At 64.9% G+C, this 14,271-nt stretch carries 15 protein-coding genes; 8 read left to right on the forward strand and 7 right to left on the reverse strand.

What is annotated here, in order from left to right:
• The first annotated feature begins 131 nt into the window (after positions 1-131).
• Positions 132-827, forward strand: coding sequence for a YiaD family glycine zipper/OmpA-like lipoprotein (locus tag AC5P57_RS05200; RefSeq protein WP_010484399.1), 696 nt, complete (start codon positions 132-134; stop codon positions 825-827).
• A gap of 173 nt (positions 828-1,000) precedes the next feature.
• On the opposite strand, the gene AC5P57_RS05205 is transcribed toward AC5P57_RS05200, so the two are convergent.
• Complete coding sequence (locus tag AC5P57_RS05205; protein ID WP_005409107.1) at positions 1,001-2,032, reverse strand: LysR family transcriptional regulator; 1,032 nt, start codon at positions 2,030-2,032, stop codon at positions 1,001-1,003.
• 147 nt (positions 2,033-2,179) lie between these two features.
• On the opposite strand from AC5P57_RS05205, the gene AC5P57_RS05210 reads away from it, so the two are divergent.
• From AC5P57_RS05210 to AC5P57_RS05235, 6 genes are all read left to right on the forward strand, one after another.
• Positions 2,180-2,407, forward strand: a complete 228-nt coding sequence (locus tag AC5P57_RS05210) for a hypothetical protein (protein WP_012510726.1) — start codon at positions 2,180-2,182, stop codon at positions 2,405-2,407.
• Positions 2,404-3,174 carry an SDR family NAD(P)-dependent oxidoreductase gene (locus AC5P57_RS05215; RefSeq protein ID WP_049400332.1) on the forward strand — a complete coding sequence of 257 codons (771 nt, stop codon included), beginning with the start codon at positions 2,404-2,406 and terminating at the stop codon, positions 3,172-3,174. Before AC5P57_RS05210 ends, AC5P57_RS05215 begins: the two co-directional genes overlap by 4 nt.
• A gap of 91 nt (positions 3,175-3,265) precedes the next feature.
• Positions 3,266-4,492: an efflux RND transporter periplasmic adaptor subunit gene (locus tag AC5P57_RS05220; protein WP_099551201.1), complete on the forward strand. Its 1,227-nt coding sequence runs from the start codon at positions 3,266-3,268 to the stop codon at positions 4,490-4,492.
• 112 nt (positions 4,493-4,604) lie between these two features.
• Entirely contained in the window at positions 4,605-7,775 is a 3,171-nt protein-coding gene (locus AC5P57_RS05225; protein WP_262235587.1) for an efflux RND transporter permease subunit, read from the forward strand.
• Between the two features lie 64 nt (positions 7,776-7,839).
• Positions 7,840-8,577: an SDR family oxidoreductase gene (locus AC5P57_RS05230; protein ID WP_106549383.1), complete on the forward strand. Its 738-nt coding sequence runs from the start codon at positions 7,840-7,842 to the stop codon at positions 8,575-8,577.
• Complete coding sequence (locus tag AC5P57_RS05235; RefSeq protein ID WP_099551198.1) at positions 8,571-9,992, forward strand: efflux transporter outer membrane subunit; 1,422 nt, start codon at positions 8,571-8,573, stop codon at positions 9,990-9,992. The genes AC5P57_RS05230 and AC5P57_RS05235 overlap by 7 nt, the downstream gene beginning before the upstream one ends.
• Before the next feature lie 42 nt (positions 9,993-10,034).
• Here the strand turns inward: AC5P57_RS05235 and AC5P57_RS05240 are convergent, their stop codons facing one another.
• A complete protein-coding gene (locus AC5P57_RS05240; protein ID WP_262235588.1) occupies positions 10,035-10,412 on the reverse strand; it encodes a VOC family protein in 378 nt (125 codons plus the stop codon).
• A 139-nt stretch (positions 10,413-10,551) separates the two neighbouring features.
• Here AC5P57_RS05240 and AC5P57_RS05245 point away from each other — a divergent pair, with 139 nt between their 5' ends.
• On the forward strand, positions 10,552-10,815 hold the full coding sequence (locus AC5P57_RS05245; protein ID WP_099551196.1) for a hypothetical protein: 264 nt from the start codon (positions 10,552-10,554) through the stop codon (positions 10,813-10,815).
• Positions 10,816-10,865: 50 nt separating this feature from the next.
• Here the strand turns inward: AC5P57_RS05245 and AC5P57_RS05250 are convergent, their stop codons facing one another.
• The 5 genes from AC5P57_RS05250 to AC5P57_RS05270 all read right to left on the reverse strand — a co-directional run bounded on the left by AC5P57_RS05250 (position 10,866) and on the right by AC5P57_RS05270 (position 14,268).
• Complete coding sequence (locus AC5P57_RS05250) at positions 10,866-11,822, reverse strand: TIR domain-containing protein (protein WP_099551195.1); 957 nt, start codon at positions 11,820-11,822, stop codon at positions 10,866-10,868.
• A gap of 35 nt (positions 11,823-11,857) precedes the next feature.
• Entirely contained in the window at positions 11,858-12,709 is an 852-nt protein-coding gene (locus AC5P57_RS05255) for an endonuclease/exonuclease/phosphatase family protein (protein WP_262235589.1), read from the reverse strand.
• Between the two features lie 156 nt (positions 12,710-12,865).
• Entirely contained in the window at positions 12,866-13,108 is a 243-nt protein-coding gene (locus AC5P57_RS05260) for a hypothetical protein (RefSeq protein ID WP_049429131.1), read from the reverse strand.
• A 134-nt stretch (positions 13,109-13,242) separates the two neighbouring features.
• Positions 13,243-13,476 (reverse strand): hypothetical protein, encoded by a 234-nt coding sequence (locus tag AC5P57_RS05265; RefSeq protein WP_006433851.1) that lies wholly within the window; start codon positions 13,474-13,476, stop codon positions 13,243-13,245.
• Between the two features lie 87 nt (positions 13,477-13,563).
• Positions 13,564-14,268 (reverse strand): PA1136 family autoinducer-binding transcriptional regulator, encoded by a 705-nt coding sequence (locus tag AC5P57_RS05270; protein ID WP_495219498.1) that lies wholly within the window; start codon positions 14,266-14,268, stop codon positions 13,564-13,566.
• Positions 14,269-14,271: the final 3 nt, after the last annotated feature.

A 14,271-nucleotide genomic window follows, 5' to 3' on the forward strand; every position in this document is an offset into this window, starting at 1 on the left:
CTGAGCGATCCGGTCAGTTAGCTGAACGCGGCCCTGTCGACGTGCCCGATCATCATTCCGGCATCGCATCGGGCTGTTTATTCTCTTTGCGCCCGCAGGCCGCCGGCCGACCGGAAACCAAGGAGAACCTCATGATCCGCAACACCACCCGCAACGTCGCACTGGCCCTGATGAGTGCGGCCGTCCTGTCGGCCTGCGCCACCGGCGGCTCCTACGTACAGAGTGACCAGTACGGCAACCCGACCGAGCAGCAGAACCGCACCGGCCGCAACGCGCTGATCGGTACCGCCATCGGCGTGGCAGCCGGCCTGCTGACCGGCGACAGCGCCACCGAGCGTCGTCAGCATGCGCTGATTGGTGCTGGTATCGGTGCGCTCAGCGGCGCCGCCGTCGGCCAGTACCAGGATCGCCAGGAACGCGCGCTGCGCGAGCGCACTGCCAACACCGGCATTGATGTGCAGCGCCAGGGCGACAACATCATGCTGAACCTGCCGGACGGCATCACCTTCGACTTCGGCAAGTCGACCCTGAAGCCGCAGTTCTACGGTTCGCTCAACGGCGTGGCGGGCACCCTGCGTGATTACAACCAGACCATGATCGAAGTGGTCGGCCATACCGACAGCATCGGCAGCGATGCGGTCAACAATCGCCTGTCGAAGGAACGTGCCGACTCGGTCGCGCAGTACCTGATCGGGCAGGGCGTGCAGAGCGTGCGTATCGAAACGCTGGGCGCCGGCAAGTCCTATCCGATTGCTGACAACAGCACCGATGCCGGCCGCGCCAAGAACCGCCGTGTCGAGATTCGTGTGATTCCGCTCAAGCAGTAACGCGTAGCGTTACAGTTCCGGCGCGGCCGGAGCGAAAATGCCGCCCTTGCAGGCGGCATTTTTGTGGGTGCCGAGCGTTGCTCGGCACACCGATAGCGCCTGTAGAGCCGAGCCACGCTGGAAAGCGGCATCGCGCGCCCGGGTAGATCCACGCCATGCGTGGATACCCTCGGTCATGCCGCCGAAGCGGCCACCTTCTCCAGGATCCGCTTACCGCTGCTTTCCAGCGCTGCGTCTTCCTTTTCCTTCTGCTGCTGCGCCAGCTTCGCGCCCGGGCATTGCGCCAGCATGTAGTTGGCGTCGAAGTTGAGCTTCTCGACCAGGAAGTCGACGAACGCCCGCACCTTCGGCGAGACCAGGCGGCCACCGGCGAACACGGCGTTGAAGTCCACTTCCGGGCCGGTCCAGCCGGCCAGCACGCGGCGCACCATGCCCGATTCAACGAACGGCTTGGCCATCACGTCGCCGGTCAGCAGCAGGCCTTCACCACACACCAATGCCCCATTCAACGCAGACATGTCGTTGGCGGTCATCAGCGGGGTGACCGGGAAGTCGCGCAGTTCACCGCCGTTCTCGCCCAGCTGCCAGGTGAAGCGCGGGGAATTGCCCGTGTGGTACGGCTTGCGCATCGCCAGGATGCGATGGAACTGCAGTTCTTCCGGGTGCAGCGGCTCACCATAACGCTCGATGTAGGCCGGGCTGGCGAACACCTGGGTGCGCAGGCTGCCGAGCTTGCGCGCGACCAGATTGGAATCGGGCAGGGCACCCACGCGCAGCGCCAGATCAGCTTCGCCGGCGATCAGGTCCAGCTTCTCGTTGCCCATATGCATGTCCAGGCGGATCTCTGGATACTGCGCATGGAACTGGCCCAGCAGCGGCGCAATCCAGGTGATGCCGATCGAATAAGGCACAGTGAAGCGCAGCCAGCCACGCGGGCCGGACTGCAGCTGGCTCACTGCGCTCTCGGCTTCTTCAAGCTCGCGTGCGATGCGCTGGCAATGTTCGTGATAGATCGAACCAGCTTCGGTCAGGCCGAGGCGGCGGGTGGTCCGGTGCAGCAGGCGCGCACCCAAACGCGTTTCCAGCTCCTGCACTTTGCGGCTGACCGTGGTCTTGGGCAGGCCGAGCGATTTGGCAGCGGCAATGAAGCTGCCTTGCTCGACCACTTTGACGAAGATCAGCGTCTCGTTGAGATCGTGGGACATGGTCTGGGATCCTGGACGTCGGGGATGGGACAATCGTGACAGAACGATTGGACCGGGAGCGGGATGATTATTCCCCTTAATCAGGACTAATCAAGTAAAGGTTTGAGGTCTATCGTGGCGCCATTCGTTATTTGGAGCCCGTCCGCCATGAGCCTGCGCAACATTCTTGCCCGTCTCCGGAACGCCGGCCAGAGCACCCTGGACCTGGCAATGACCGTTGAAGTCCGCCCGAGTTCCTTGGTACACAAGGACTTCCGTGAGTTTACCGCGCCCATGCGTCAGCAGCGTGGCGGTGCCATCCGCCTGGTCCCGCACAAGGGTGACCGCCTGCGTCGAATCGGGACTATCCCGGATTTGGGAGGAAATGTCCCGTGAATGGGATGCTGACGCCCGAAGTCCTGGTTCTCGGCGGCACCGGTGCCGTCGGCCAGGGCGTGGTCGGCGCATTGCTGGAAGCCGGCAGTCCGGTGCTGGTGGTCGGTCGCGATCCGGGCCGGCTGGCGGCGCTGCATGAGCAGTTCGCCGACGAGCCGGGCCTGGAGACGCTGCTGGGTTCGCTCAGCGATGACGGCTCGGCGCGCGCACTGGCCGAACGCATCGCGCATCGCCCGCGTCCGCTGGCAGCCGTGATTGCCGCAATGGGCGGGCCTTACCGTCGCGGCCGGGTGACCGACCGCAACGGCGATGAACTGCTGGGTGCGATGCAGGCCGACCTGATGCCGCACGTGCACGCGGTGCGTCATCTGCTGCCGCTGCTGCAGGACAACGTGCATGCGCGCCGCTACGTGATGATCGGCAGCCCGGCCAACGCCAAGCCATGGGCAGGCTACGGCGAGACCTCGATCACCACCGCCGCGCTGCGCATGTATGCGCAGGTAGTACACCAGGAAGCGCAGGCGCTGGGCGTGCGCGCGCAGATGCTGGAAGTCTGCAGCCCGGTGTGCACCCCAGCCAACGCGGCCAATGCCTGCATCGAGTGGCCCAGCTCGCTGCTGGTCGGCCGCCGCGTGGTCTCCCTGCTGGATGGCTGCCGAGACAACCGCGCCATCGTCCGCTGCGACAGCAGTGATGCCGAGCTGCCGCGCGGCCTGCTGCACCTGGACGTTCCTCCCCTGTGGCGCGATACCGCAGGCGTCGCTTGACCTCGACCATGGTTGAGGTCGCAGGATACGCCGCCTGTTTTTGCAACACGTTCTCATCTAGCTGTACCACCCCTCCGTACGGATGCATGCCATGACTTCCCCCAATTCCACCCCACATCGTTTCGGCCATCGCATTGCGATGGCCGGCGTGTCGATCCTCGCCGCGGCCGTGCTTGCGGCCTGCAGCGGCGGCCATGCCGAAGAAGCCGGTGCACCGCCGCCGCCGCAGGTCAGCGCCGCGCCGGTGCTGGTCAAGCAGGTCAGCCAGTGGGACGAGTTCAGCGGCCGCGTCGAAGCGGTGCAGAGCGTTGAACTGCGCCCGCGCGTGTCCGGCTACATCGACAAGGTCAACTACGTCGAAGGCCAGGAAGTGAAGAAGGGCGAAGTGCTCTTCACCATCGACGCGCGCAGTTACCAGGCCGAGTACGATCGCGCCGCTGCCGAACTGGCCCGCGCCCGCACCCAGGCCACGCTGGCCCGCAGTGAATCCGAGCGTGCCAAGCGCCTGTCCGAGCAGCAGGCCATTTCCACCGAGACGGCCGAGCAGCGTCGCGCTGCGGCTGACCAGTCCGGTGCCGCCGTGCAGGCGGCGCAGGCTGCGCTGGATGCGGCCCGCCTCAACCTGGAGTTCACCAAGGTGCGTGCGCCGATCGACGGCCGTGCCGGCCGCGCGATGGTCACCGCGGGCAACCTGGTCACCGCCGGCGACAGCGCCAGCGTGCTGACCACGCTGGTCTCGCTGGATACCGTCTTCGTCTACTTCGATGCCGACGAAAGCACTTTCCTGCGCTACGCCCAGATGGCACGCAAGGGCGAGCGCCCGAGCGAGCGTGACAGCGAGCTGCCGGTGAAGGTCGGCCTGTCCGGTGAGGAGGGCTATCCGCACTCGGGCAAGGTTGACTTCCTCGACAACCAGGTTGCCCGCAGCACCGGCACCATCCGCGTCCGCGCACTGCTGGACAACGCCGATCGTCAGTTCACCCCGGGCCTGTTCGCCCGCGTGCAGCTGCTCGGCAGCGGCCAGTTCCAGGCCCTGCTGATCGACGACAAGGCCGTACTGACCGACCAGGACCGCAAGTACGTCTACGTGGTCGACAAGGATGGCAAGGCCCAGCGCCGCGACATCCAGCTCGGCCGCACCGCCGACGGCCTGCGTATCGTCGAGCACGGCCTGGCCGCCGGCGACAAGGTGATCATCGACGGCGTGCAGAAGGTCTTCATGCCGGGCATGCCAGTGCAGGCCAAGGCCGTGGCGATGCAGCCGCAGGCTGCGCCGCCTGCACCGGGCCGTGATGCGACTGCCGCACTGAACCACTGATCCGCGTCCCCGCTTAGCTGCCGGCGCCAGCGGCAGCCGTTCCTGCCTTCGTCAGCGTGACGAGGGGCGGGGCGGCTGTTGCCCGCCGAACGCCTTTCCCAGGAATTCCTCCATGGACTTTTCCCGTTTCTTCATCGACAGGCCGATCTTCGCGGCGGTGCTGTCGATCGTGATCTTCGCCGCAGGCCTGATCACGATTCCAATCCTGCCGATCAGTGAGTACCCGGAAGTGGTGCCGCCGTCGGTGGTGGTGCGTACGGTGTATCCGGGCGCCAACCCCAAGGTCATTGCCGAGACCGTCGCCACGCCGCTTGAAGAGGCGATCAACGGCGTCGAAGGCATGATGTACCTGAAGTCGGTTGCCGGCTCGGACGGCGTGCTGCAGATGACCGTCACCTTCCGCCCGGGCACCGACCCGGACGCGGCGGCGGTGAAGGTGCAGAACCGCGTGGCGCAGGCGCAGGCGCGCCTGCCCGAGGACGTACGCCGGCAGGGCGTGACCACGCAGAAGCAGTCGCCGACCTTCCTGATGGTGGTGCACCTGACGTCGCCACAAGGCAAGTACGACACCCTGTACCTGCGCAACTACGCCCGCCTGCACGTCAAGGATGCGCTGGCGCGTATTCCTGGCGTGGGTGACGCGCAGATCTTCGGTGGCGGCGACTACGCCATGCGCGCCTGGCTGGACCCGGACAAGGTCGCCTCGCGCGGCCTGACCGCCAGTGACGTGGTGCGCGCCATGCGCGAGCAGAACGTGCAGGTCTCGGCCGGCCAGCTCGGTGCCGAACCGCTGCCGAACAGCCAGTTCCTGACCCTGATCAATGCCCAGGGCCGCCTGAAGACCGAAAAGGAGTTCGGCGACATCGTGCTCAAGAGCGGTGTTGATGGCGAGATCGTGCGCCTGGCCGATGTGGCCCGCCTGGAGCTGGGCGCCGGTGACTACACCCTGCGCTCGCAGCTGGACGGCAAGAACGCGGTCGGTATCGGTATCTTCCAGTCGCCGGGTGCCAACGCGCTGGAAATCCGTGACCAGGTCATCTCGACGATGGACGAGATGCAGAAGACCATGCCGGCCGACGTGAAGTACGAAGCCGTGTATGACACCACCATCTTCGTGCGTGACTCGATCAAGGCCGTGGTCTCCACGCTGCTGGAAGCCATCGCGCTGGTGGTGCTGGTGGTGATCCTGTTCCTGCAGACCTGGCGTGCCTCGATCATCCCGTTGATCGCGGTGCCGGTGTCGGTGGTCGGTACCTTCGCTGCGCTGTACCTGCTGGGCTTCTCGATCAACACGCTGAGCCTGTTCGGCCTGGTGCTGGCAATCGGCATCGTGGTCGACGACGCGATCGTGGTGGTGGAGAACGTCGAGCGCAACATCGAAGAAGGCCTGTCGCCCACCGCGGCGGCACACCAGGCCATGCGTGAAGTGTCCGGCCCGATCGTGGCGATCGCGCTGGTGCTGTGTGCCGTGTTCGTGCCGATGGCGTTCCTGTCCGGTGTCACCGGCCAGTTCTACAAGCAGTTCGCAGTCACCATCGCCATTTCCACGGTGATCTCGGCGATCAACTCGCTGACCCTGTCGCCGGCCCTGGCCGCACGCCTGTTGAAGGCCCATGGCGCCCCGAAGGATGGCCCGAGCCGTCTGATCGACCGCCTGTTCGGCTGGGTGTTCCGTCCGTTCAACCGCTTCTTCAAGTCCAGCTCGGAGAAGTACGAGCGTGGCGTCGCCCGCATCCTCGGCCGTCGTGGTGCAGTGTTCGTGGTCTACGCGATCCTGCTGGTCGGTACCGGCGTGATCTTCAAGCTGGTGCCGCCGGGCTTCATCCCGACCCAGGACAAGCTGTACCTGATCGCCGGTGTGAAGCTGCCGGAAGGCTCGTCGATCGCACGTACCGATGAAATGCTGCGCAAGGTCGCCAAGATCGCCCAGGAAACCGATGGCGTCGCCCACACCATCTCGTTCCCGGGCCTGAATGCACTGCAGTTCACCAACACGCCGAACACCGGTGTGGCGTTCATTCCGCTCAAGCCGTTCGCCGAGCGCCATGGCCGCACCGCCGCGCAGATCAACGCCGAGATCAACCAGAAGATCGCCGGCCTGCAGGAGGGCTTCGCGTTCGCGATGATGCCGCCGCCGATCCTCGGCCTGGGCAACGGCAACGGCTACCAGATGTTCATCGAGGACCGTGGCAACCTGGGTTATGGCGCGCTGCAGAATGCCGTGCAGGCGATGCAGGGTACCGTTGCGCAGACGCCGGGCATGGCCTTCCCGATTTCCAGCTACCAGGCCAATGTGCCGCAGCTGGATGCCGAGGTGGACCGCGTCAAGGTCAAGGCACAGGGCGTGCAGCTCACCGAACTGTTCGACACGCTGCAGACCTACCTCGGTTCGGCCTACGTCAACGACTTCAACCAGTTCGGCCGTACCTGGCAGGTGATCGCGCAGGCTGATGGTCCATTCCGCGAGACAGTCGAGGACATCGGCAAGCTGCGCACCCGCAACGATCGTGGCGAGATGGTGCCGATCGGTTCGATGGTTACCATCAAGCAGACCTTCGGCCCGGACCCGGTGCTGCGCTTCAATGGCTACCCGGCAGCAGATCTGGCCGGTGAAGCCGACCCGCGCGTGCTGTCCTCGGCCGAGGCGATGAACAAGCTGACCGAGATCGCCGGCAAGGTGTTGCCGGTGGGCATGACCACCGAATGGACCGACCTGAGCTACCAGCAGGCCACCCAGGGCAAGGCCGCCTTCATCGTGTTCCCGGTGGCGATCATGCTGGCCTTCCTTGTGCTGGCCGCGCTGTACGAGAGCTGGTCGCTGCCGCTGGCGGTGATCCTGATCGTGCCGATGACCCTGCTGTCCGCGTTGTTCGGCGTGTGGTTGACCGGTGGTGACAACAACGTGTTCGTGCAGGTCGGCCTGGTGGTGCTGATGGGCCTGGCGTGCAAGAACGCGATCCTGATCGTCGAATTCGCCAGAGAGCTGGAGATGGGCGGCAAGGGCATTGTTGAAGCTGCGCTGGAAGCCTGCCGCCTGCGTCTGCGCCCGATCGTGATGACCTCCATCGCGTTCATCGCCGGCACCGTACCGCTGGTGCTGTCGCACGGTGCAGGTGCCGAGGTGCGCTCGGTGACCGGTATCACCGTGTTCGCCGGCATGCTGGGCGTGACCCTGTTCGGCCTGTTCCTCACGCCGGTGTTCTACGTGGCCCTGCGCAAGTTCGTCACCCGCAACGGTGGTGGACAGCTGGTGCAGCACGGCGAGCCGACCATCCACCACTGACATGGAACCCCGTCGCCGCCGGTCAGTGGCCGGCGGCGGCTTTCCCCTCACAAGGCAAGAATCCATGAACACCCATCAGAACAAGATCGCGCTGGTCACCGGCGCCACCCGTGGCATCGGCGCCGAGACCGTGCGCCAGCTGGCCCAGGCCGGCGTGCACACGCTGCTGGCCGGCCGCAAGCGCGAGACCGCCGTCGAGCAGGCGCTGAAGCTGCAGGCCGAGGGCCTGCCGGTGGAAGCCATCCAGCTGGACGTGACCGACGCGGCCAGCATCGCCGAAGCGGTCGAGCAGGTACGCCAGCGCCACGGACGACTGGACATCCTGGTCAACAACGCCGGCATCATGATCGAGAACCCGGCGCAGGCGCCGTCGGAACAGTCGCTCGATACCTGGAAGCGCACCTTCGACACCAACGTGTATGCGCTGGTGGCGGTCACCCAGGCCTTCCTGCCGCTGGTCAAGCAGGCCAAGTCCGGCCGCATCGTCAACGTGTCCAGCATGCTCGGTTCGCAGACCCTGCACGCCGACCCGGCGTCGGGCATCTACGATTTCAAGGTGCCGGCCTACAACGCCTCCAAGGCAGCGGTGAACAGCTGGACCCTGAGCCTGGCCTACGAACTGCGCAACACCCCGATCAAGGTCAACACCGTGCATCCGGGTTACGTGAAGACCGACATGAACGGCGGCAACGGCGAAATCGAAATCAGCGAAGGCGCACGTTCCAGCGTGGAAATGGCGCTGATCGGTGAATCCGGCGCCAGTGGCAGCTTCACCTACCTGGGCGAGGTGCTGCCATGGTGATCCGCACGTTGGCGATGGCCGTCTCCAGCCTGGTGCTGGCAGGCTGTGTCAGCGTCGGCCCCAACTACAAGGCGCCGGTGCAGGAGCCCGTGGTGCTGCAGGGTGCGCAGCAGCCGGTGTTCAGTAGCACCTCGCCGGTTGCCAGCTGGTGGGCGCAGTTCGACGATCCGGTGCTGGAAGAACTGGTGCACGGTGCACTGTCGGACAACCTCGACCTGCGCGTGGCGGTGGCCCGCGTCAGCCAGGCCCGCGCGGTGTTCGTCGAAAGCCGCTTCGACCAGGCCCCGCACATAACCGCAGGCGGCAGCTACGACCGCCGCAAGCAACCCGATCCGCAGCTGGGTGGGCAGCGGGTGTTCAGTGAAAGCTACCAGCTCGGCTTCGACGCCGGCTGGGAGCTGGATCTGTTCGGCCGCAAGCGCCGTGCTGCAGAAGCCGCGCGCGCCGACCTGGACGCCGAGCAGGCCAACCTGGCCGATGCGCAGGTACTGGTCGCCGCCGAAGTGGCGCGCAACTACTTCGAGCTGCGCGGTACGCAGAAGCGCATCGCGGTGGCCCAGCACACCCTGGTCAACCTGCGTGATACGCAGAAGCTGACCGAGGCACGCTGGGAGCTGGGCGCTGGCAGCGAGCTGGACGTGCAGAGCAGCCGTGCACGGCTGAAGGCGATCGAGGCCGACATTCCGCTTCTGGAAGTATCCGAGACGCAGTCACGCAACCGGCTGGCGGTGCTGCTGGGCCAGCGCCCGGAAATGCTGACCGCGATGCTGGCACCGCATGAGGTGCCGGCGTTCGCCAAGGCGCTGCCGCTGGGCGATACCCGCGAGCTGCTGCGCCAACGCGCCGACGTGCGCGTGGCCGAGCGTCGCCTGGCCGCTGCCACTGCGCGGGTGGGCGTGGCCACTGCGGATCTGTTCCCGCGGCTGTCGCTGTCCGGTTTCGTCGGCTTCCTCGGCGGCGATGCAAGCGGCCTGGTCAACGGCAACAACAAGGCCTGGTCGCTGACCCCGTCGCTGAGCTGGGCCGCGTTCGATTTCGGCACCGTGCGCGCACGGCTGCGTGCCAGCAAGGCAGAAGCCGAGGGCGTGGCTGCGCAGTATGAACAGGCCGTGCTGTTGGCACTGGAAGACACCGAGAACGCGCTGACCCGCTATTCCAAGCAGCAGGCGCGACTGGCGATCGTGGTCGAGCAGGCGCAGGCGGCGCGACGTGCCGAATCGCTGGCGCAGATCCGCTATCGCGAGGGCTCGGAGGACTTCCTGACCCTGCTGGATGCGCAGCGCACGCAGCTGGCGGCAGATGATGCATTGGCGGCGGCCGAGGCCGAAGTCAACGTCAGCGTGGTTGGCGTGTACAAGGCGCTGGGCGGTTGGGGGCAATCGCCGCAGCAACCCAGCGTGGCGCAGCTGCAGTAGGCGCAAGGGGACGGAAGCCGCGGCTTCCGTCCCTTTCTGCTTTCAGGGCCAATGATTGGCCGGTATCGCGCGTTCGCGCATGCGCACGATGCAGAAGCGATGGCCAGTCGGCGCTTCCATCACCCACCAGCGTTTGACGAAGCTGATCCGGCGCGCGCCGAGTTTTTCCAGTCGATCTGCCTCGGCATCGATGTCGTCGCTCTCGATGTCCAGGTGCACCCGCGATGGGTGAGCGACCCGCTGCACTTCCACGTTCAGGCCCGCGGGCGCGCCCTGCAGGTCGGCGTACTCGGCGCCGTCTTCGGTATGAGCGGGCTGCGCCTGCAGACCAAGTGCGGCCGCCCAGAAGCGTGCGCCTTCGTCTGCGGGCGTGTCCTGGCAGTCGATGATGAATCCGGCCAGACGGCTCTGGTGCGCCATGACGCCCTCCGCAGATTGGGAATGGAGGAAGGGTAGCGCGTCGCGTGCTGTGGACGTTGTCACAGTCATGACGTTTCTGACTCTGCCAGAACCGGAGCCTGCGGTGTAACTAGTGGGGCAGATTCCAGGAGGGCAGGCGATGAGCGATGACAAACGCGATACCCAGCGCATGCTGTTCGGTGATCCGGGACCGCCCGGCGCAGGGCTGTCGGTAGCGGTCGTAGTGCTGATGGTACTGGCGACGATGGCGGCTGCGATCGGCTTCGTGCGCCTGCCGGACCAGATGCTGGGGCTGGGCCTGATCGGCATCTCCGTGTTTCTGGCGGTCGGTGCCCGCATCTTCCAGGCACGCAACCAGCATCAGGCGCTGTACCGGCTGATGTCGCGACAGCCACGGCATTGAGATCACGCCGCATTGCGATCCTGAATGGGGCAATAGCCACACTTCCAGGGTTACGCTTGGCTTGTAGGAGGGAATAAACGCGACATCACGCGGTAGCCATCGGAACTATTCAGTAACGTTCTAATGATCTCTTCTCCATCAACATGAAATGGTTCATGGGACTTGACGTAGCCGAACACTTTTTCAGCCAGAACGGAGCCGGCTGAATTGAATGCTCCATGCAGCTCCGGTCTTAATCGGTCAAGGAACATCACCGAAGCAACAGCAGTTCCCAGGGCCTGCATCGCCCGAGAAGGACCGCTATGGTCCCAGAACCAGCGACCCTTTGCCGGACAGAAGTCCTCGTTGTCATCGTGAATCATGTAACTCCAGTCGGGGCTCTCGTACATCCAGTCTGGAGGCGTAAGCAGCCTGCCCTTGTAGAAAACTTCATGAGTTCTCGCCGAGCCAGTAAATCTCACTCCTTGGTCCTGAAGCCAGTAAAGTGCTCGTTTTCTTAGTGCGTGATACTCGAGACGTTGCTGTACCTCATGTGTAATCTGGGCTTGCGTGGATCCATCGGTAGCCGCGAGCAGAAATTCACCCAATGGAATGCTTTCCGAATGCAGTTCGGTGAGATCCAAGTATGCTCGCCCTTGTAGAACAGGAGGGAGTGCTGCGCGGGCATCAATACCGAGGATGACTGGAACGATTCGCACGTCGGACTGATCAACGTGCTTCTCCAGCATAGCCAGTTCGCGACTCAATCCTGAGCCGGGTCTCGACATGGCCGAGAGAAAGTCGCTGTCACAAAGGCAGAAAACGATCAGTGGGCGTTCCGCCAGCGCGCGTTCAATCAGCTTGTCGATGCTTTGACCAAAACCGACGCTGTCCCTGTCCCAGAAGACTCGATACTTCCAATCCAAGTTGAGGATAATATCGCTACGGATCCACTCCTTTGCATGAAATTGCCCGCCCCAAGCGTAAGAAATGAAGACGGTTGTATCTTCGCGCCAAGGTGTGTCCATTCAGTCTGTATGATTGTTTTGGATTTGACCGGATTCTACTCAGGCCAGTCCAGCTCGACCACCAGCGGGAAATGATCCGACGGCAATACGCCGTCGATGCGACGGTCATCGGTGACGAAGCGGCGTGCTTGGAAGCCACGCACCAGCACCCAGTCCAGCTGCGCGGTGGCCTGGCCGGTGAAATCGTGGAAGGTCAGGCGTGGCCCCTGCGGAGCCTTCACCTGGGTACGGGTGTCCTGCAGCAGGCGGGTGAATGCCTTGTAGGTGTCACCACCGGGCTCGCTGTTGAAGTCACCCGTCAGGACTACCGGCAGCCCGGCCCGCAGGGTTGCCAGATGCTTGCCGATCAGTTCGGCACCCTTCACCCGGCGCGGCTCGTCCTCGTCGCGGTAGGGCAGGTGGGTATCCATGAAGTAGAAACGACGGCCATCGTCCAGGCGCCGGAACAGGGCCCAGGTGACCATGCGCGGGTACAGGTTGCCCCAGGTGATGCTGCCGGGCACCTCCGGTGTGTCGGACAACCAGAAGTTCCCGGATTCCTCGACGGCCAGCACCTTGCTGTCGTAGAACACGCCCATGTGTTCGTCACCGCTTCCACCGCGGCGGCCTTCGCCGAACCAGCGATAGCCGGGCAGGTGCCCGGACAGGAAGTCGGCCTGTTCCTTCACCAGTTCCTGGGTGCCGATCACGGCCGGGTGTGCATCGAGGATGACCTTGACCATGGCATCGCGACGGTCCGGCCAGCGCTTGCCCGGTTCGGTATCAGCCGGGGTGCGGACATTGAACGACATCACCTTCAGTGGCGCCGGCGCAGCGGCCCAGGCAACGGCAGGCAGAGCAAGCGCCAACAATGCGCACAGCGCAGGTCGATGGAAGCGCGACAACATCGTGGAATCCCTCCATTCCATGAAAACGGTTTCATGGAGCATGCCATGGAAGGCGAGGGCAGCGGTATGCCGGGATGGGCGGCTGGCAGGTGCCGGGCGGGCGGTGAAAGCGCCGCCCGGCGGATCGCGCGGGCGCGATCAGGAGATCATGTCTGCTCAGTCGGCGGGCAGGTACCACTGGCCATTCTGGTCAATCCAGTACACCCGGATGTAGGGAGTGCCATCCTCTTCGAAGTACGTCACTTCGCAACGTTGATGGTAATAGGGCCCCATCTTGACCCGGACGCAGTTCGTGTTCTCCGGACCACCGCCACCACCGCTGGCGGTGGCCTGGGACGACGTGGAGAGAGCTCCCACAGCAAGCATCAGTGCGGCCATCGAGGCCAGGTGCAGTTTCATGGGCATCATCCTTGTGTCTGCAATCGCGCATCTGCGCGGTGTCATGCAACTACCCCCGGTAGATCAGGCGACCGTGCGGCAGCTGCTGCGTACGCGCCGGCCCGGCTCGTGGCCCGGCGCAGTCCCTTCCAGGCTCAGTCGCGCAGGTAAGGGTTGCCGTACTCGTCGATCCAGTACTCGGCGGTGTAGACGTTGCCGAATTCATCGGTGTAGGTTTCCGTGCAGTGGTGGTGGACACGGTTGCGGTCCACATTCACTGGCACACAGGAAACATTCTCTCTCGGGACCCCTGTGTTGGCGTCCGCCACCGGAGCCAGGGTTGCAGTTGCCACCACCAACGCGGCCATCGCGGCCAGTTGCAGTTTCATAAGCATCATCCTTGCTTTCTGCAATCGCGCACATGCGCATGGCGTGTGTAACACGCGAACCAGACCGCCGGAAGTGCCTCGCCGCGATCAGTCCTCGATCTCGCCGCGCCGACTGGCAGCACGTACCGCCTGCGCGGTGGTCGCCACCCCCAGGCGTTGGCGCGCGTGGCGCAGATGGTTCTCCACCGTGCGCGTGGAAAGCCCAAGCGTGGCCGCGATCTCAGCCTGCCGGCGCCCGGCGGCAACCCAGCGCAGCACTTCGCGCTCGCGCGTGCTCAACGCGCTTCCCGAAAGCTCGGCAGGCGATTCGGCCAGATGGCGTGCGGCTCGGAATGCTGCGGTTGCAGCAGCCTCCAGCTGCAGGCGCGCGCTGGCCGACGCGTCGATCGACGTACCGGCAACGCTGATCGCGCCCTCCAGGCCGGTGGTGCCGAACACCGGCAATTGCAGACCATGCAGGCCTTCGCCGCGTGGCTGCTTCACTATCTGGTAGCGTTCGCCGCGAACGCCTTGGCGCTTGCTCCAGAAGAACGGCGCGTCGCTGTCCAGCACGTGGCGATTGACCGGGCAGGCGTGGAGGTAGCCCGCAAGGTCGGTATCGCTGCCATTGCCGAACCAGTCGCCCTCGATCCAGTACACGCGTTGTGTACCGCGCTCCAGCCCGGTGCCGGTGGCGAACACCAGCACGCGGTCGTAGCCGAGTGGTGCCGCGATGCCTCGCAGGACCGCACCCACCGCGCTCAGCGAACGGGCGCGTTCCATTTCCAGCAACGCCTGCACCAGCGCGGTCATCCG

The sequence above is a fragment of the Stenotrophomonas sp. YJH_SMC_79 genome, from assembly GCF_059367995.1.

Coding starts and splice junctions, on each gene's coding strand:
- AC5P57_RS05200 (WP_010484399.1), top strand. CDS start 132: ATGATCCGCAACACCACCCGCAACGTCGCACTGGCCCTGATGAGTGCG.
- AC5P57_RS05205 (WP_005409107.1), bottom strand. CDS start 2,032: ATGTCCCACGATCTCAACGAGACGCTGATCTTCGTCAAAGTGGTCGAG.
- AC5P57_RS05210 (WP_012510726.1), top strand. CDS start 2,180: ATGAGCCTGCGCAACATTCTTGCCCGTCTCCGGAACGCCGGCCAGAGC.
- AC5P57_RS05220 (WP_099551201.1), top strand. CDS start 3,266: ATGACTTCCCCCAATTCCACCCCACATCGTTTCGGCCATCGCATTGCG.
- AC5P57_RS05225 (WP_262235587.1), top strand. CDS start 4,605: ATGGACTTTTCCCGTTTCTTCATCGACAGGCCGATCTTCGCGGCGGTG.
- AC5P57_RS05230 (WP_106549383.1), top strand. CDS start 7,840: ATGAACACCCATCAGAACAAGATCGCGCTGGTCACCGGCGCCACCCGT.
- AC5P57_RS05235 (WP_099551198.1), top strand. CDS start 8,571: ATGGTGATCCGCACGTTGGCGATGGCCGTCTCCAGCCTGGTGCTGGCA.
- AC5P57_RS05240 (WP_262235588.1), bottom strand. CDS start 10,412: ATGGCGCACCAGAGCCGTCTGGCCGGATTCATCATCGACTGCCAGGAC.
- AC5P57_RS05245 (WP_099551196.1), top strand. CDS start 10,552: ATGAGCGATGACAAACGCGATACCCAGCGCATGCTGTTCGGTGATCCG.
- AC5P57_RS05250 (WP_099551195.1), bottom strand. CDS start 11,822: ATGGACACACCTTGGCGCGAAGATACAACCGTCTTCATTTCTTACGCT.
- AC5P57_RS05255 (WP_262235589.1), bottom strand. CDS start 12,709: ATGTTGTCGCGCTTCCATCGACCTGCGCTGTGCGCATTGTTGGCGCTT.
- AC5P57_RS05260 (WP_049429131.1), bottom strand. CDS start 13,108: ATGAAACTGCACCTGGCCTCGATGGCCGCACTGATGCTTGCTGTGGGA.
- AC5P57_RS05265 (WP_006433851.1), bottom strand. CDS start 13,476: ATGAAACTGCAACTGGCCGCGATGGCCGCGTTGGTGGTGGCAACTGCA.
- AC5P57_RS05270 (WP_495219498.1), bottom strand. CDS start 14,268: ATGACCGCGCTGGTGCAGGCGTTGCTGGAAATGGAACGCGCCCGTTCG.